The 16682-nt window shown below is 59.7% G+C and carries 22 protein-coding genes and 3 tRNA genes; 7 read left to right on the forward strand and 18 right to left on the reverse strand.

Annotation, left to right across the window (positions count from 1 at the left end):
* Nucleotides 1–641: 641 nt before the first annotated feature.
* A complete protein-coding gene (gene dinD, locus ABD059_RS02235) occupies nt 642–1493 on the reverse strand; it encodes a DNA damage-inducible protein D (RefSeq protein WP_343877510.1) in 852 nt (283 codons plus the stop codon).
* 221 nt (nt 1494–1714) lie between these two features.
* Between dinD and ABD059_RS02240 the strand changes: the two genes are divergently transcribed.
* The gene (locus tag ABD059_RS02240) at nt 1715–2305 is read left to right on the forward strand and encodes a hypothetical protein (RefSeq protein ID WP_343877512.1); all 591 of its coding nucleotides are present in this window, start codon (nt 1715–1717) and stop codon (nt 2303–2305) included.
* A gap of 807 nt (nt 2306–3112) precedes the next feature.
* Here ABD059_RS02240 and ABD059_RS02245 read toward each other — a convergent pair.
* The 12 genes from ABD059_RS02245 to ABD059_RS02295 all read right to left on the reverse strand — a co-directional run bounded on the left by ABD059_RS02245 (nt 3113) and on the right by ABD059_RS02295 (nt 8050).
* Nucleotides 3113–3457, reverse strand: coding sequence for a terminase (locus ABD059_RS02245; RefSeq protein WP_343877513.1), 345 nt, complete (start codon nt 3455–3457; stop codon nt 3113–3115).
* Between the two features lie 177 nt (nt 3458–3634).
* Complete coding sequence (locus ABD059_RS02250; protein WP_343877514.1) at nt 3635–4474, reverse strand: hypothetical protein; 840 nt, start codon at nt 4472–4474, stop codon at nt 3635–3637.
* Nucleotides 4475–4533: 59 nt separating this feature from the next.
* Nucleotides 4534–4728 carry a hypothetical protein gene (locus ABD059_RS02255; RefSeq protein ID WP_343877516.1) on the reverse strand — a complete coding sequence of 65 codons (195 nt, stop codon included), beginning with the start codon at nt 4726–4728 and terminating at the stop codon, nt 4534–4536.
* A 5-nt stretch (nt 4729–4733) separates the two neighbouring features.
* On the reverse strand, nt 4734–4904 hold the full coding sequence (locus tag ABD059_RS02260) for a hypothetical protein (RefSeq protein WP_343877518.1): 171 nt from the start codon (nt 4902–4904) through the stop codon (nt 4734–4736).
* Nucleotides 4905–4909: 5 nt separating this feature from the next.
* Nucleotides 4910–5122 (reverse strand): hypothetical protein, encoded by a 213-nt coding sequence (locus ABD059_RS02265; RefSeq protein ID WP_343877519.1) that lies wholly within the window; start codon nt 5120–5122, stop codon nt 4910–4912.
* Entirely contained in the window at nt 5119–5346 is a 228-nt protein-coding gene (locus ABD059_RS02270) for a hypothetical protein (protein ID WP_343877520.1), read from the reverse strand. Before ABD059_RS02270 ends, ABD059_RS02265 begins: the two co-directional genes overlap by 4 nt.
* Nucleotides 5347–5471: 125 nt before the next feature.
* Nucleotides 5472–6707, reverse strand: a complete 1236-nt coding sequence (locus ABD059_RS02275) for an AAA family ATPase (protein ID WP_343877522.1) — start codon at nt 6705–6707, stop codon at nt 5472–5474.
* Nucleotides 6707–6910: a hypothetical protein gene (locus ABD059_RS02280; protein ID WP_343877523.1), complete on the reverse strand. Its 204-nt coding sequence runs from the start codon at nt 6908–6910 to the stop codon at nt 6707–6709. Before ABD059_RS02280 ends, ABD059_RS02275 begins: the two co-directional genes overlap by 1 nt.
* Nucleotides 6904–7167, reverse strand: a complete 264-nt coding sequence (locus ABD059_RS02285) for a hypothetical protein (RefSeq protein ID WP_343877525.1) — start codon at nt 7165–7167, stop codon at nt 6904–6906. The genes ABD059_RS02280 and ABD059_RS02285 overlap by 7 nt, the downstream gene beginning before the upstream one ends.
* A 21-nt stretch (nt 7168–7188) precedes the next feature.
* Nucleotides 7189–7413 (reverse strand): DUF6011 domain-containing protein, encoded by a 225-nt coding sequence (locus tag ABD059_RS17690; RefSeq protein ID WP_377959510.1) that lies wholly within the window; start codon nt 7411–7413, stop codon nt 7189–7191.
* Nucleotides 7410–7781 carry a hypothetical protein gene (locus ABD059_RS02290; RefSeq protein WP_343877526.1) on the reverse strand — a complete coding sequence of 124 codons (372 nt, stop codon included), beginning with the start codon at nt 7779–7781 and terminating at the stop codon, nt 7410–7412. Before ABD059_RS02290 ends, ABD059_RS17690 begins: the two co-directional genes overlap by 4 nt.
* Before the next feature lie 53 nt (nt 7782–7834).
* On the reverse strand, nt 7835–8050 hold the full coding sequence (locus tag ABD059_RS02295; RefSeq protein ID WP_343877527.1) for a hypothetical protein: 216 nt from the start codon (nt 8048–8050) through the stop codon (nt 7835–7837).
* A gap of 408 nt (nt 8051–8458) precedes the next feature.
* On the opposite strand from ABD059_RS02295, the gene ABD059_RS02300 reads away from it, so the two are divergent.
* Both ABD059_RS02300 and ABD059_RS02305 read left to right on the forward strand, forming a co-directional pair.
* Nucleotides 8459–8989 (forward strand): helix-turn-helix domain-containing protein, encoded by a 531-nt coding sequence (locus ABD059_RS02300; protein ID WP_343877528.1) that lies wholly within the window; start codon nt 8459–8461, stop codon nt 8987–8989.
* Entirely contained in the window at nt 8976–10139 is a 1164-nt protein-coding gene (locus ABD059_RS02305; protein ID WP_343877529.1) for a tyrosine-type recombinase/integrase, read from the forward strand. The genes ABD059_RS02300 and ABD059_RS02305 overlap by 14 nt, the downstream gene beginning before the upstream one ends.
* 11 nt (nt 10140–10150) lie before the next feature.
* Here ABD059_RS02305 and ABD059_RS02310 read toward each other — a convergent pair.
* The 3 genes from ABD059_RS02310 to ABD059_RS02320 form a co-directional block, all read right to left on the reverse strand.
* Nucleotides 10151–10226 (reverse strand) — tRNA-Phe (locus ABD059_RS02310).
* A gap of 57 nt (nt 10227–10283) precedes the next feature.
* Nucleotides 10284–10357: transfer RNA gene (locus ABD059_RS02315), tRNA-Asp, on the reverse strand.
* 87 nt (nt 10358–10444) lie between these two features.
* Nucleotides 10445–10517, reverse strand: a tRNA-Glu gene (locus ABD059_RS02320).
* Nucleotides 10518–10648: 131 nt separating this feature from the next.
* Here ABD059_RS02320 and ABD059_RS02325 point away from each other — a divergent pair.
* The 3 genes from ABD059_RS02325 (at nt 10649) to ABD059_RS02335 (ending at nt 13674) form a co-directional block, all read left to right on the forward strand.
* On the forward strand, nt 10649–11008 hold the full coding sequence (locus tag ABD059_RS02325; protein WP_019483327.1) for a metallopeptidase family protein: 360 nt from the start codon (nt 10649–10651) through the stop codon (nt 11006–11008).
* A gap of 43 nt (nt 11009–11051) precedes the next feature.
* Nucleotides 11052–11972, forward strand: a complete 921-nt coding sequence (locus ABD059_RS02330; protein ID WP_343877531.1) for a cation diffusion facilitator family transporter — start codon at nt 11052–11054, stop codon at nt 11970–11972.
* 178 nt (nt 11973–12150) lie between these two features.
* Complete coding sequence (locus tag ABD059_RS02335) at nt 12151–13674, forward strand: C40 family peptidase (protein ID WP_343877533.1); 1524 nt, start codon at nt 12151–12153, stop codon at nt 13672–13674.
* Between the two features lie 51 nt (nt 13675–13725).
* Here the strand turns inward: ABD059_RS02335 and ABD059_RS02340 are convergent, their stop codons facing one another.
* A complete protein-coding gene (locus ABD059_RS02340; protein ID WP_343877535.1) occupies nt 13726–14748 on the reverse strand; it encodes a universal stress protein in 1023 nt (340 codons plus the stop codon).
* A 374-nt stretch (nt 14749–15122) separates the two neighbouring features.
* Here ABD059_RS02340 and ABD059_RS02345 point away from each other — a divergent pair, with 374 nt between their 5' ends.
* Nucleotides 15123–15656, forward strand: a complete 534-nt coding sequence (locus tag ABD059_RS02345) for an FAD-binding protein (protein ID WP_377959511.1) — start codon at nt 15123–15125, stop codon at nt 15654–15656.
* Between the two features lie 107 nt (nt 15657–15763).
* Here the strand turns inward: ABD059_RS02345 and ABD059_RS02350 are convergent, their stop codons facing one another.
* Nucleotides 15764–16675, reverse strand: a complete 912-nt coding sequence (locus tag ABD059_RS02350; protein WP_343877540.1) for a glycine betaine ABC transporter substrate-binding protein — start codon at nt 16673–16675, stop codon at nt 15764–15766.
* Nucleotides 16676–16682 lie beyond the last annotated feature (7 nt).

Raw genomic sequence — 16682 nt, forward strand, 5'->3', positions numbered from 1 at the left:
GTATCCTATTGAGAAGCGCCGCTAGAACAGCCGCCTGAACATCTCCTCAGCAGCGGAAATCACCACGAACCGCGAAGAGCCCGATTGGTCGGCCCAGTGGGTGGTGCCAATGCCTGCATCGGTACCCGCGGACAAACTCATCACGCCGCGGTCCTGGACCACGTTGGTCGCAGCTAGGTGACCGAGAGTTCCCTACAACACCCGCCGGCTATCAGGCTTTTAGGTGCCTGGCTATCCCGACATGGTCAGCTCGAGCGCTTCGGGATAGAAGGCACAGGCAACTATGGTGCTGGGATCGCCCGGTACCTGAAAGACATCAGGATGACAGTAGTGGAAGTCAATCGGCCTGATCGCTCAGCGCGATGGGCAGGCGGCTCGAGGGCTTGATTTGAAAGTGCGGGGTTTATGCGGCGTGGCTAACCGTTAGAAAAGAAAAAACCCCCGGATAATCCGGGGGTTTTAGCTGGTGGCTCCGACCGGCGTCGATCCGGTGACCTTTCGATTTTCAGTCGAAGACAATCGGCCCAGAACAGGCCAGATAGACCTCAAGTCGTTGGATTTACAGGGTTTTTAGGGCATTCAGCATCACGCAACATCACGCTGTTTACCGTGATGTGTGGGCAGAGTGTGGGCACGGGCGCTTACTGGTCCAGAGCCGGAAGAGAGCTCTTTTTGAGGTTGTCCTGCGCTTGCTTGTGCTTGCGTTCGATCTTAGTTATGTCCTCTTCAGCAGGAAGATCCTCTGGGGTGATCCCTCTTTGACCCAACATGTCGCGCACCGTGGTGCTGTTGTTGACATGCTCCTTGGTTACCGCCGATTCTCCCTGAAGGCTTTCACGGTCGATGTTGTACTTGGACATCTCGTTGATGAGGGTCTTGGCGGAAAGAGTTAGGGACGGGAGGAAGTCGCCAAGCGGGCGAGACTTTGATATCCCATACCTAGTCTTCATCTGTTGGGTCGTCTGTCCTCCAAAGAATGCCCGGTCGCCTTTTGACCGAATTATTCCGAACGCTTCCCCCTTGATGCCATGGCCAGCGAAGACGTCAGACAGTGCCTTTTCCGATAGTCGGAGTTGCTCGCGATATTCCAGACGCTCTACGGTCCGAATATGGTCTTCAATCAGTTCCATTTTTCGGGTTTGAACTGCAAAGTAGGCTTGGGCGACTGCCACCTGGGTTTTTTTGGAGTCACCATTTTGGGCAACTAGGTAGCTTGCAAAGCGACTCAACATGATGTCTTCAATCGGCCTGGACGCGCCGGAACCGATCGCAACCATTTTCGTCGCTTGACGAAAATGGTTGTCTTCTGGTAGGCCAGCAAGCCGACAAGATTCCTGGGCCTTCTCTACAACTTTGGCGAAACTTTCCCAATTGGTGTACCCCAAGGCGGGCATAAGATCCCGGGCAAACCAGAACTCATATTCGGTCTCTTCGTCTGATCTGCGGATTGAATCAAGATCATCGGAGACTGTTGATAGTTCTGATGCTTCCAAGGTTTCCCCCAAGGTTTGGATGTGACTTACCTCAAATCAGCATAAGGCCTGGGGCGTACACTATGAGATCTGCCACACTCCAGTCTGGCCACACAGAAGCTCAGATTTTCCGTGTGTGAAACCCTAGACCATGGGGAAAGATGGCCTCCCGGGGGTGAGGAAGTCCCGGGTGGAGATCATAAGAAAACAGTATCGGGCGATCCGGACGAAAGGATGTATCCATGGCATTGGGCATGCGCTTGCTTAGCAGACTGTCGGACAAGGGCACGCCCGCTCAGACAGACGCCGACAAGCAAAGAGCGAATAATCTCCTAATGTATGAAGCCCTGCTCTTGCGCGAGGTCGAGAAGGACAGCCTCCTCTGGCAAGCACCGTCTCTTGCGCTCACAGCACAAGCTTTCCTACTCACCATCGCATTGGGCCAAAACGTCGAGCCGGCGGCTGTGCTCATATCCGCATCGCTCGGTCTGATCATCGCTCTTCTATCAATGCAGCTCATGGCGAGACACCGGCTGCTCACGCATTTGGATCGGACCCTCATGCACTATCTCGAAGACCAACTAGGCATTCATCACCTCAGTAACCGGGCGTACTTTTACCAGAACGGCCTCCTAGACAAGAAATCCGCCGAACCAAGACACGAAGACGGGGAGTATCGGATACCGATCTGGCTCAACGGGCACGAAGCGCCCAAACGAGTCAATTGGTTCTCTGCGCAGAAAAGCTTCTATATCTGGTTCTGGGGTCTTGCCAGCTTCGGCCTAGTCAATCTCGGAATCATAATCAGCGAAGGCCTCCAGCTGTTCGCTTGAGGCTGTCCGTTGCGCACTCTGTCAACGCTAGGGGCTCAGGTTCCCTGCATATGTATCCCGAGGTGGGACGACAAATGAAGCTTTTGGTGGAGGTCCCGGTGATGGTCATCATGAAAGAGCGGTCCCGAAACTCTAAAGAGATCCGGGACCACTTATGCCGTGCCGCCGTGACCGTGAGTGGACGAAAGGCATACCTTTCAAATTATGCCCCGGCCCATTTCCGGCGGCTGGCGCTGACGGATCACTGCGCAACGAAGGAACGCTAACCGCCATACTTCGGCACTTGCACTGTTGCAGCCCGCCATGAGCTTCACGCCAAATCATGAATCTAGGGTGAGCTACGTGTGGGGTGATTTGGGCTGGCTGTCGAGAGCTGCCCGGCCCTCAACAGTGTCTGGAACCGCAATCAACCAAGCAACATCCCCGCGAACGTAAGGCATCTGGGGAGCGCTCCCCCAAAGGCGGCATATGACCCTACTTGCCCACGGACGCCACACATCGGCGTTAGCTAACCACTCCGACTGATTCTCCATATACAAGACCACGAGTTCTTCCCTACGCTCGACCTTCACAGGTCCCCCTGATTCCAAGGTCGGGACGGCAACCGGGGCATCGTCTGGATTAGTTCATCAAAGCCCGCCGGCATGTGCTTTTCTGCCCAGTCTCTTGCCGCTGACCACCAGCTATCCCATCGCTCCCACGGCTCGACTCCCGGCCAATCATCAGGGTGAAAGGTGAGAGCCCAGTCTGGAATGTTCCCGTCCCACGGCTTCCCGTCGTCCAGGAGCACAACCTTCTGCCGGCGCTTCACCGGATGGCCGATACGGAACGGATGCTCACGCGCTTCTGCGGCGTCCTGGTGGCCTCCTGGTCATCCTCGAATGGAATGCGCAAGGAAGCAACAAGCTTGGCTAGGGTCACGCGCTGCTGGCGGGCCTCCACCAGGGCGGGATGCGCCCGGACGCCTTGCGGGCTGACGTTGGTCACGCCTTCGTCCCTCACTATCCGCTCCAGCTCATCCAAAGCGTCCAATGTGCGTGCGGCTTCGAGCAGAATTGATAGCTCATGCTGGCCTAATTCGTAATCATCTGTGACAGATCGCCACAATTTGCGGCCTCCAGTCTTCAGCCCAGACGGGGTTTTGTGCTCCATTACGTGGTCCTTTCGGGGAAGTCGTGTTGTGGGAGGGGTGGAATAGGCCGATTCATCCAGAACGGCGGAGATGTCTAGCTGTACCGGGGGGAGCGGAAAAGAGGGTGAGGGTCAGGGCGTCCCCCGCCCGTGGGGTACTTCGTGGGCCGGTCGTGGTGACCGGCCCACGGTTACTGGTTAGCTGGCGTTGGCTTGTGCGAAGTTGTGGGCGAGGTTGTCCAGTGCTCCCTTGTTGCCCGCGATCCGGGCCGCTTGTCCGCCGTGTCCCCACTTCTCGGCCTCCAGGGCTGCGGCGTGTTCGCTGTCAGTCTGGCGTTGGAGGCTGGCGAACCGGGATTCGACTTCTTCGGGGTCTGCGGCGAGGTCGAGCGAGACGCCCATTACTACCAAGTCCCACGCGGCCGGGTCTGCGCCGTGGAGCTGGTTCTCGGTCCACTGTCGGAGGGTTGGTGTGGCGGCTTGGACGGTCTTTGCGTAGGGGTTCCGGGAGCCGTTGTTGAGCATGTAGTGGATGATGCCCCATACAGAAATTACCTTGGCGATCCTTTTGGAGGCTTCGAGGACTTCGAGGGCTGCCTTGCCCACGTTGAGGGGCATGTTGGCTGGGGCGAGACTGTCCAGGGGGACGGGGCCGATGGTGTCGATGTGCTTTTTGAGGGTCGCGGCGTCGGTGGCGAACATCTCGGCCAGTTGGTCGAGGATGGCGGGCACGGCGTCGCGGAACGCTTCGAGGGCAGCCTGATCCCGTTTGGCTTCGAGAGCTTCGTCAACGCTGTGAAGATTGGCGACGTAGGCGCGTGTGACGAGTGCCTGCACGGTCTTGTCCTGGCCGGGGTCTTTGCCGGCTTCGAGTGCCTTGGTTACGGCGTCGGTAATTTCGTCAGGGTCGGGGGCAGTGATGGATAGCGGCTGCGGGGTGCTGGCGGCGTCGACGGGAAGGGTGATGTTCAGGTGCCGGGCTTCTTGGCGTACGAGCATTATAGCAGCGGCTTGGTTGGAGGTGAGTTTATTCTGCATGATGTGTTGCCTTTCGGTCAGGGGTTGCTTGTGGTTGCGGGGGGCTTCGGGAGCGTCGGTCACTGCTCGAACAACTCCCGGGTGAAAGCGCGGAGCGGGCTTTCCATAACCTTGTCGGGTGTGCGCTCCTGACCGGTGATTATGGGGCCGGAAACGGGCTCCTGCGGGACTGCCGGCGCTTGTTCGGGCTCCGGCTCATCACCGCGGAAAAGTGCTCTGACAAAGGCCTTATCGGTGTCGGTTATTTCGTCCATAATTGCTATTCCTTTTCTTCGGTGGCGGGAGTTTCGAACCAGCTAGTCCAGCGTCGGAAGTGCGCGATGACCTGCCCTTTGCGGGTGATCTTGAGTACTGGCCCTGTCTGGCTGACTTCTTCGGGCTTGGCATCGAACTGGTGTGTTCCATCGGGGGTGATGATCGTGATTGGCATGGGTGTTATTCCTGTTCTGCTGTGGTGCTGGGTAGGGGCTGTTCGGGGTTGCCGGCGGCGTCAGTGAGGTCGTGGAGCCTGTCAGCGAGAGCGCGGGCCTCATTGGGTGTCAGGTGAGCTTTGACGCTGCCGCCGTGCATAAGTGCGACGCCGGGCGTCTGGTTGCCGTCGCGGTCGCGCCATGTCCAGGGACGGGCTTTGATGTACGGGCGAGTCATTTGCTCTCCTGCATGGGTGGGGGTGTCTTGGTCGAGGGTGACTGCGGGGGCTCATATGCGGCTCTGAGCGTCGATAGTTGGGCTTCTGCGACGAGTGCCCGGGCCATCCATTCGCGGGCCTCGTGGTGGGCCTTCTGCGCTTTGTCGCGGAACGTGTCAGCCAGTTCGATGTACTGATCCTTTGAGAGCTTCATGCTCGCGACAGATGGTTCGGTGTGGGGCATTTTGAGTGTTCCTAACTGGGGAGGGTGTCACTAGGAAGTTAGGAAGTTCAGGAACTCTAGGAAGTCCAAAAGAAGTGTTCCTAGACTCCCTAGAGTTACTAACTTCCTGATATATAGGGCGAGGGTTAGGAAGTCTTAGATTTGGTGAGAGTGAACATCCATTTCCCGCCCCTGGTTGCTGGCGCTGATTCCCCGGTGGCTCGCATCGCTTCCTCGATCGCGGTCTTCCCATACCCGGCTTTCCTCAGATGAACCTTCAAGTCATTGCTCGGAACCGGTTCCGTTTCGCCGTCCATGTACTCTCTGATCGCGTCTTCGGCCTGATCGGTCTTGGACGGTTTCCTGTCAGCTTCCTGCTCTTCCCGCTTCCACTCAGAGAGCAACTGGCCGATAGTCATCAGCGCATCTTGAGGATTAGCGAGGAGCGCAGTGGTGCCGGGGTCATCGTCGGTTTGCGTCCGAACCTGTTCGATCTGGACGTTGAACTTCACCGCGTCGACAATTCCGGTGGTGTTCGCTTTGTCCGGTCCAACCCATAGGTGTTGCCGGTCGCCATCTTCGAGTGGTGGGCGGGCCGCGAAGAGGACCATGCGGGCCTTTTGCCGGAGTGCTGCTGTGCCGCCCATAAGGTCGCGGGTAGATACGGTATCCATCCGGTTGGTGTGGGTCACCAGGAGGACAGCGAGGTCGTGCTTGGACGCGAGCTCCTTCCAGGGGTGGAGTGCCGCCCTGGCTTGCTGGGTGTCCCTGATATTGAGGTTCCCGGCGACGGTATCGAGCCACGCATCCACCACCAGCAGCGCGGGGGTGTCGTCCAAGTCGTCCAGTAGGGCGTCGAGTAGGAGCATGTCCCCGGTTTTGCCGCCGGTGAAGATCGGCGTGCCGGAGCCGTCATCCTCGGCGCAGAAGAAATGTACCCGGTTCAGGTCTGCCCCTGCTGTGCGTAGGCGTGCTTCCACTTCGGCGGCTGAGTCCTCGGTGACGATGATGACCACATCGGCGGGTTTACGTTTCGCCCAGTTGAACATCGGGAACGCTCGCCCGGTGGTTACGAGCATCGCCATAAGGACCCATAGCAAGGATTTACCGATACCTTCTGCTCCTACCAGGACAGTCAACTCCCGGCGCGGTAGCCATCCCCTACCAAGCCATTTAGTGGGCGGCGGTAGCCGTAGATCCGTGGTGCGGCGGAGCTTTAAGCCTCTGCCCGGACCCTTAGAATTTGAGTTTCCGGTCGTGGCTTCAATCTCCTCGACCACTGCTGCAAACTCTGCCGGGATGCTGGCGAGAAAGCCTCCCGGTTCCGGGCTCCATTCGTGCTCTTCCAGTGGTGCAGCCCAAGCGGGCTGGGTGTTAGACATTAGGCGGCCTCCGCGAGGTGAAGGCCGTCCCAATGGACTGGGCCTCCGAAGTAGATCGTGTGGTGGGCTGCTGCTGCTGCCCGGTGGTGTCGTGCGTCGATGCCGGCAATGCAGAAGCGGATGGTGGACCGGATGAAGTCGTCAAGGTCGCTAACATCGGCGAGGAAATCATCACCGAATGGTTCAGGGTCGACGGTCAGCATGGAACCTCCAAGTACTCCTGCTGAGCGGCAACAGCAATGGCGCAGGTATCCCAGGCTTCGTGTGCAAGGTGCCGGTCCGTCGCTGCGCGTTCCATCAACCACATTGCGGCGGGAAGGTTGCCCTTCTGGTAGGCGCGGACAGCCTGACGTGCGCTGTCGGCTTCAAGCCTTTCGTGCCGCATCGCGACATTCGCGAGGGTCTCGTGCCGGCTCTTTCCTGCAGGTGTTTGGGAAGCCGTATGATTAGCGGTAGACATGGGTTGTGCTCCGTTTCTTACTTAGCCGTTTGAACGGGTGCCGGTGACGGTCTGGACTGACTTCTTGGCGGGAGTGTCCAGACCGTTTTCTTTTGCCCTGCAAACCGGGCCTAAATGGTGATGCAGACTCTTCGGATTCCAGAGCGGTGCCTTACAACGGGTGCAGCGTGTAGTGAGAACCAGTCCCACGGAATCGGCGTAACGCTGCATCTCAGCTATCACCGCTGCTGTTGGGGCGGCGATCATGCGGTCTGCTCTGCGTCGCCCTGGGAAGCGCGAGCAACAGCAATCAGATCGGCGGCGAACTCGAAAGCGTCAACAGGTGACAAGTTCGCGTAGGTTGGGGCCGTGTGATCTGCCATCCACACCTCGATGGAGTGGGAGCTGGTAGTCGAGTTCCACACTGGGGTGATAATCCAACCGCGATTCACGCGTTCCGGCCCGATCCAACGATCATCGGATTCTTCCGCGAGGGTGTAACCGGTCGGCGGCATCGGAAATGGGCCGAGATCCCGCTCCAGCTCTTCAAACAGTTCTGAGGACTTCATGCCCCTCTGGTCAGCCAGATTGCCGAATTCCCGAACGGTGGCAGGCCAGTTGGTAGTCTTAGTCATTGGAATCATCCTTTTCGTGGTGGTCGTTGTGGCATCAGTGCTGGCGTTCTGATTCATGCGGGCACTCTCCTGTTTTCAATGTTGTGGATTGCCTGGCGGGCGGTCGGGTCGTTGTGGGTAAAGATCCGCTCCAACGTCTCGTCGTTCATCCGTGCTTGGCGCTTACATAGTTGGTGGGCCATCCGCTGCGCTTTGGAGCGGCTGATCTGGCGACCATGCTCAGCGGCGTAACTGACAATGAACTTCTCGAAACCGGTAGTCGTCATCATTTCGGGCATCGCAAATTTGGCCTCTCTTCGTCAGTGGCGAACCTCTGAGCGGATGGTGCGGGTGGGGTGGTGATTACGCTGGGATTGATTGAGTCCCGGTCTGTTGCCGCGTCTGGGCATTCAACCAGGCATCCACATCGCTGCGACGATAGCGAACCGCTTTACCGCCGATCTTGATGAACTTCGGGCCAGTGCCCATGTATCGCATCTGAGCAAGTGCTCCGGTGGTGGTCCCCCACTCGCTAGCAAGAACTTCCGCTTTGACTAGCTCTTGATCCATTTCGTGACTTCCATTCTTCGACGGTTGACCTTCATGTTTTGAAGGTGTGCGATCATCATAATCATGTAAATCACACTACGTCAAACTTTGAAGGTGCACCTTCATCTTTTGTATGCCAGACTGGATGCATGGCTGGACAAAAAATGAAACTAGGGCCGACAGGCCAAACCGTTGCCGCGAACATAACGCGAGTCCGAGAACTCCGCGCCCTCAATTACACAGAGCTCTCTCGAAAACTGACCGAATCGGGTCGGGCAATCTCGCCGTTGGCAATTCGTCACATAGAGGAGGGCACTCGCCGCGTCGACGTTGACGACTTGATCGTGCTCGCCAGCGCCTTAGATGTGCCGCCAATCATCCTTCTCTCCCCAAATGTTGACCTACCTGACGCGAAAGTTGAAGCAACAGGGCTGGGGACTCTTACTGCCACGAGACTTTGGGACTGGCTCCGCGCCGAAAAGAAGCTCACAGAAGAGGAAACATTTAAAGATTGGCTCGACGCCCAGAGGGCTGCGCCCCAGTGGCGACTCAACCAAATTTACGAGGGTGCCTCGAAGATCATTGAGATAAATCGTGCCGAGCTAGACGCAAGGGAAGGTGACAGCAGTAAGTTGGACCGAATCCTTTCGGAGCATAGGAAAATTGATGGCAACGATTGAGTCCTACCAAACGAAGGCCGGGAAACGTTACCGCGTGCGATACAGGACTCCTGAGAGGACGCAAACCGATAAGCGCGGGTTCAAAACGAAGCGTGACGCGGAGAACTTCGCTTCATCTGTTGAGGTATCGAAGCTTCGGGGTGAATGGGTTGATCCAACTAAATCGCGGGTAACCGTCACTGAGTGGGCAGAACAATGGTTTGCGGCTCAAGTACACCTGAAACCAACAACCTTGTCCGGTTACCGCCTGGGCCTTGATAAGCACGTCTTGCCGCGTTGGGGGTCAACCAGGATCACGGCAATCACTCATGGCGCAATTCAGACTTGGGTGAATGAACTGTCGATGAAGTTGGCTCCGTCTACAGTTCGCCAGACTCATTTAGTACTATCCGGTGTGTTGAAGTTCGCTGTGCTTGATGGGCGTCTGAATAAGAATCCGTCCGACGATATACGACTGCCCCGCATAGTCCAGAAAGATCACGGGTATCTCGATCACGGGCAGGTCGCTAATCTTGCGTCTGCTGTTGGTGACTACGGCGATGTGGTGCTGTTCCTCGCGTATACCGGCCTACGGTGGGGTGAGATGGCGGGACTGAAGGTTGGCCGGCTGGACATGTTGAGGCGGCGTGTAGCTGTTGTTGAGGCAGTCTCAGAGCCACGCGGGACTATCGTCTGGGGTACTCCAAAGAATCACGAAGGCCGGTCGGTGCCGTTCCCTGAGTTTCTTAGCGAGATCCTGGCGAAGCGCTGCGAGAACAAGAAAAGGGAAGACCTGGTGTTCACTTCCTCTGAAGCGTCAGTTTTGCGTGGTGGAAATTTCAGGCGGCGACACTTCGACGCGGCGGTGAGGAGCCTCATGGAGTCGGACCCTGACTTCCCGAAGATCAGCCCTCACGATCTGCGCCATACGGCGGCTTCACTTGCCGTTAGTGCTGGTGCGAATGTGAAAGCTGTTCAGCGGATGCTCGGGCACAAGTCCGCTGCGATGACCTTGGATGTGTACGCTGACCTGTTCGACGACGATTTGGATGCAGTCGCGGTCATGCTCAATCACGGTGCTGCATCTGCGAATGTGGGCAAAATGTGGGCAGAAAGCCAGAACGGGTTAAATAGCGAAGCCCCTAGGTTGAGGGAAATCCCTGCAATCTAGGGGCTAACTGCTGGTGGCTCCGACCGGCGTCGATCCGGTGACCTTTCGATTTTCAGTCGAACGCTCTACCAACTGAGCTACAGAGCCGTGCAACTATCCTACGACAGTCACCGCGGTCAACCAGTCGAAACTGATGAACCTGAGCGACCCTGACGGGACTTGAACCCGCGACCTCCGCCGTGACAGGGCGGCGCGCTAACCAACTGCGCTACAGGGCCTTGCTTTTTTGCAAGAGCTTCAGCCTACCAGCATCTCTGCCGCTTCTTGACCGCTTCGAAGTGCTCCGAAACCGGCCTGCTCTTACGTACCCCCAACGGGATTCGAACCCGTGCCGCCGCCGTGAAAGGGCGGTGTCCTAGGCCGCTAGACGATGGGGGCCAGGACCACACGAGGCAAGAATTTTCCCCTGCTGTGGACCTATAAAACTATAGGGCCTGTTTCGCTATTCCACAAAACGGACCCGTCGATGGGCCTGCCACGACGGTACAGTCGGTGGTGTGCCCATCGAAATGACCCTTGCAGACTTCGAGTCAGCCGTGGATGACGCGATCGACCAGATCCCCGAAGATTTGATGCGCACCATGAACAACGTCGCCATCTTTGTGCGTGAAGAGTACGAGCCGGGCCCCGGAGAGGATCCCGACACCGAGCTCCTCGGGCTCTACGAAGGCACCCCGCTGACCGAACGGGACTCCTGGTGGGACGCGGGATCCCTGCCAGACAGCATCAGCATCTTCCGGCAGCCGCTGCTCCGCCACTGCGACAGCCGTGAGGAACTCATTGACGAGATCCTGATCACGGTCATCCATGAGGTGGCCCATCACTTCGGGATTGACGACGCGCGGTTGCACGAGCTCGGTTGGGGATAGTCCTGCTCGCACATTCTCGGCCCGACAGCGGATACTTGGTGCTATGAACGCGCACGATCACGGGTTGCCCCAGGGCACGGCGACCGGCAAGCATCGCCGGAAACTGGTGATCGTCGTCGCAATCACCCTGACAATGGTGCTGGTTCAGATTGTGGGGGCCCTTTGGTCCGGGTCACTCGCCCTGCTCGCCGATGCCGGGCACATGCTGTCCGATGCGACCGGCGTGTCAATTGCCCTCCTCGCCTCCTGGATAGCCACCCGCCCCGCCACCCGGCGAAGCACCTACGGGTACCAGCGGGCGGAGGTCCTGGCGGCGCTGGCGAACGCGATCATTCTGGCGGTGATCGCCGTCGTGATCCTGATCGAAGCATTACGACGTTTCAACACGAGCCCCGACATCCGTTCGGACATCATGATCATCACAGCCGTGGTGGGAGCCGTCGCCAACCTCGCTTGCCTCCTCATTCTCCGCGGCGGACAAGCCGAAAGCCTCAACCTCCGCGGCGCGTACCTCGAGGTGCTGGGCGACCTGCTGGGATCCGTGGCGGTCATCGTTGCCGCCGTCGTAATCGCAACGACCGGCTATCTTCCCGCCGACGCTTTCGCGTCGATAGCCATCGCGCTGATGATCCTGCCGAGGGCCCGGAGCCTCCTCAGGGATGTCATCAACGTACTGCTCGAATCGGCTCCGAAGGGCGTGGACTCGGAGATGATTCGCAGTCACATCCTTGGGGTGCACGGCGTCGTCGATGTCCATGACATTCACGCGTGGACCATCACCTCCGGTGTGCCGGTGTTTTCAGCGCACGTGGTGGTAGACGAAGCCACCCTCAACGCGGACGGCATGGACAGAGTGCTCGATCGGCTGACCCACTGCCTCCGTCACCATTTCGATACCCAGCATTGCACCTTCCAGATCGAGCCTGCGGAGCACGCCATTCACGAAAGCCACCAGCACGCGTGAGTTTCCGGCGATTTCGCGACACACCGAGATCAAACGCCACCAAATGACACTGCTGTTGTTTAGGGTACGTGTGTGACTAATGTTGCTAAAGTGACATGCATCCCATTATTGTCGTGACTGTTGTGTAATACGCCGCGCGGAGATTTGGGGAATAGTGCAGTCATCAGGAAAGCGGCGCATGCGCTCCTTTAGAGCGGTCGGCGTCCTCGCCACGGCAGTCCTACTCAGTGGTGTTGGCCTGGCCCCTGGAGTGGCCGCTCCCGAGACGAACGCGATCCCCACGGAAGCTGAGATCGCCGACGCTCTGGACAGCACGACGGCGAAAGCCGCGTTGGTGGACGAGATCGAAGGAATCCTCGCCGAGGCCACGGCAAACCTTCAGGATGCGCAGACAACCGCCATGCAGTCTCAGGGTGCCTACATTGATGCACTCGCTGCCCTGGACGAACGACGCGCCACCGCCGTTGCAACCACCGCCCTTGCCGAAGAGGCAGCGCTGACCCACGACGCTGCAGCAGTTGAGGTGGGGCAACTGGCTGGCGACCTGTACCGGTCGGGCGGCGTTACCCCCGGGATGACGATGCTGCTCAGTGGGGAAAACCCTGACGAGATGATGTCCCGGGCCTCCACCATGTATGGCTTGTCGGCCAACCGGGCCACTACCTTCACCAACGCGCAGACCGCTGCCAAGACGTGGGAAGCGCTCCGCCTGGATGCTGCCGCTGCCCGACAGGCGGCAGCAGATGCGGCCGAGACTGCCCAACTGGCTGGAGAAGACAACCAGCGGGCCACAGACGCTGCGGCTCGACTAGTCGAGGAGCGACAGGCCGAGCGCTCCGTTCTGGTTGACCAGCTCGCTTCGCTGCGCAACACCACAGCAGCACTCGAAGAGCAGCGCATCTCGGGAATTGAGGAGCAGCAGCGCGAGGAAGAGCTTGCTCGCATCATCGCAGAGTCCGAGCGTGCAGCAGCCGCCGCGGAGACGCAACGATCCGAAGGATCGGCATTGGCCACCCAACAGGCCGCACCCGCCGCCATTCGGCCACCGGCCCCCACCTCCGAGGCCCCTGCACCCAATCCCGCTCCGCCTGCAGCGGAGCGGCCGAGTCCCTCAGCCCCGGCACCCTCGACACCTGCGCCGTCGACGCCGGCACCAACAACACCCGCGCCCTCCCCATCGCCACCGGCCACGACGTCACCCCGCCCGCCCGCGCCAGCTCCCGCACCGGCACCAGCACCGGCTCCAGCTCCAGCGCCGGCTCCAGCGCCAGCCCCGGCTCCCGCACCAGCCCCGGCTCCCGCACCTGCCCCGCCACCCTCAAACGGTGGCTCGGTGTCGGCTGCGATCAGCTACGCCATGTCCAAGACCGGTTCCCCTCACTTTTACCAGTGGGGCGGGTCGGGACCGCGTGGATTCGACTGCTCGGGACTCGTGCAGCAGGCATTCGCCTCTGCCGGAATCTCCCTGCCACGGGTAGCCACCGCACAGTATGCGGCCAGCTCCAACCATGTCCCGCTGGCCCAGGCTCAGGCCGGTGACCTGGTGTTCTGGGGATCGCCAGGGAATTTCTATCATGTTGGCATCTACATCGGGAACAACAAGGTGGTCAACGCGCTCAACGAGTCGCAGGGAATCCTCGTGACCGATCTGGCGCACATGGGCGGTATGCCGAACCTGTACCCGATGGTCGCAAGGTTCTAGTCTTTGTGCCGGGCCTCACAGCCCGGCACAAAGGAACTGACGGTATGAGAACTAGCTGGTTGGGGCCACCATCGGCCCGAAGTTCTCGCGGTCGATCAACCGTGGATCATTGCCGTCGGGAACAACCAGCACGGGGCCCTTCGCATGATGAAGAACGCCCTGGCTGGTAGAGCCGAGCAGCATTCCAGCGAACCCGCCACGCCCCCGGGTGCCGACCACCAGCAGCTCGGAGGTCCGCGAACTCTCGATCAGCACCTCAACCGGTGGACCGTCGAGCAGCTCCACCGAGATATCAAGGCTCGGGAAGTGGCTCTGCAGCCATTCCTTGCCCGCGGTCAGCGAGATGCGGATGTCGGCATGGAGGGCCTCACGGTCCAACGGCGCGGGAACCCAGGCGAGGGATCCGGTGAAGGGCGGCAATGAGCAGACCACGCGCAGGGGCATCCGCCTGGATACGGCCTGCTCCGCGGCAGCCAGCGACGCCATCCGCGCCTGCTCCGAGCCGTCCACCCCCACCACCACAACCTGCTCCACCTGGTCCGCCGTGGGCCCCGGCTCCCCTTTCCCCTTCGGCGGCTCGACTCCCGCTTCATTCAGCCGACGAGCGGCGCAGAGGGGAATAACGACCGTCGGGCATTTTGCGTGGGCCGGAACCGCGCTGCTGACCGAGCCCAGGAGGCGCCCGACAAAACCTCCCCGACCACGAGACCCCACAACTATCAGTTCGGCTTCTTCTGACAGTTCCAGGAGGACACCCGCAGCATCTCCGGCCTCCACCCGCGGATCAATATCCACGGGAAGCCCCTGAACCCGTTCAATTGCCTGTTTGAGCACCGCCTCCGCACCCTCACGGATGACGGCGTCGTCAATGGTGGCATACCCGGCGTCCATGCTTGAGGCCGCGAACACCGGCACCGTGTAGGCCGTGACAACGCTCAGACGGGTGCCTCGACGCGCCGCTTCATGCGCCGCCCAGACCAGGGCGCACTGGCTCTGATCGGAGCCGTCCACCCCCACCACAATGCCGCTACCGTAGAGACTGTTCACACCATTCTCAGACTGTGCCTTTTCCATGGCCCCGCCTCTCTGCGGTTACAACTATCGGTGCCCGATCAGCGATCCAGGATCGCCGCCAGACTGTTTCAAAGCCTACTCTTCCGCAGAGGACTATTCACCGTGGTCAAAGTTCTATAGGCTTCGAGAAATCGTTACTTGAATGAGCCACAATTTGCTCAGGTGTAACGAATGCGCTTGGTTGACCCGTTCGCAGCCAAGTGTCCGCACAGCCCGGAAGAGGCGCCGGGCTGTGCGGAACCAATCCTTCCCTTTCGGAGGTCTACCCTGTGAGTTCGCCGTCGCCCATAACCGGTGCCTCGCGCTCAGACGCGCCCTGCGGCGCGGAGCTCACCACCACGGTCGTTATTGGATCAGGTCTTTCGGGATTGGCCGTGGCCAGCGAACTCAGCCGTCAGGGTATCGAGTCAATCGTTGTGGAATGCATGGACTCACTGGATACCGGGCAGCTGTCCCGTACGGTGATGACCGACTCGGTGTCCCTCTCGGAACGAACAGAGCTGCTTCGGCTGCTGCGCGGTTATGCGAGCAGCCACTCACTGGACATCCGGCACAGCACGATCGCGGAAAACCTGTGCGTGGTGGGCCATTCGAAGTTATTGCCCGCCCCGGTACTTGGATCCAAGAAATGGGCGGTCCAAACCGGAAATGGCGTGCTCCTGGCCGACCATGTGGTGGTGACCAAATACCCGCAGAACCAGTTGCGGCGGTTCCTGCTGTCGCTTGGTCTGGCAGTTGGCAATGATCTCAAGGCCGCAGCACGGGCGATTGGCCTGCATCTGGTCGGAGTCGGCGAGTTGCTCAGCCCCAGCACACGGGAAATAGTCAGGCAAGCAAAACTGGTCAGTGCTGCGATTGTCCAGCACCCTCCGCTACGGCTACCGCCGGTCCGGGCCCTCGGCGCCTAGGCTCTCAGCTGGCCACGCGCCTCCCTCGCCACCGACGACGACGGGAGGACCAGAAACATCCGGTCCTCCCGTCAGAGGGCGATAGCCCCTTGGGGATATCGAGGGTGTTAGCCCTTAAGCCCATCGATGAAGTCGGGGTTCTCCTCGAGCCACTGCTCGACGGCTTCAGCTTCCTGGCCTGAACCGAACTCGTTGACGACGAGGTTCTCCAGCTGACCGTACTGTTCGTCGTCCAGCTTGAAGTTGGACATCATCTCGGCGACCTCCGGGAAGTCCTCGGTGAACCCGGTCCGCGCCAACGTGTGCAGTCCCTCAACCGGGCCCAGCGCAGCCTCGGGATCCTCAAGATCCTTCAGGGGGAAGGAGCTGTTCGCCCAGAAAGGCTTCCACAGGGTCACCACAATGTCTTCCTCGGCGTCGACGGCGCTCTGCAGCTCCGTCAGCATCGCCGTCGTGGACGACTCGACAAGCTCATAGTCGTCCTCAAGGCCATACGCGGGCATGACATCGTCCTTGGTCACGGCCGTGAGGCCGGCTCCCGGTTCGATGCCGACGATCCGGCCGTCAAACATGTCGGCGTTGCCGGTAAGGTCAGCGATCGAGTCAATGTCCGTGTATTCCGGGACGGCGAAGGTGAGCTTGGCGTTGTCGTAGTACGCGCCAAGATCCTCGATGTCGTCGCCGTACTCTTCCATGTACTCGGCGTGGGTCGCTTCGGACCAGCCCGAGGGGTACACGTCAACATCGCCGTTCGAAAGGCCGGTGTAGAGCGGGGCAGCCTCGCTCAGTTCCTGGATCTCGACGTCGATTCCCTCGGCTTCGAGGATGTTCTCCCACAGGTAGGCGGTGCTCAGCCCGTCAGTCCAGGAGGGGATGATGCCCAGGGTGATAGCCTGTGCCGCATCTTCGGTTCCCTCGTCGCTGGACGCATCTGATCCGCCGCAGGCTGTCACTCCGAGAGCCACTGTCATCAGTGCCGCAAGTACTCCGACGCGTCGTGTGCCTAGTTTCTTAGTCATTGATCTT

This window comes from Arthrobacter flavus (assembly GCF_039526005.1).
GTDB classification, from domain to species: Bacteria; Actinomycetota; Actinomycetes; order Actinomycetales; family Micrococcaceae; genus Arthrobacter_D; species Arthrobacter_D flavus.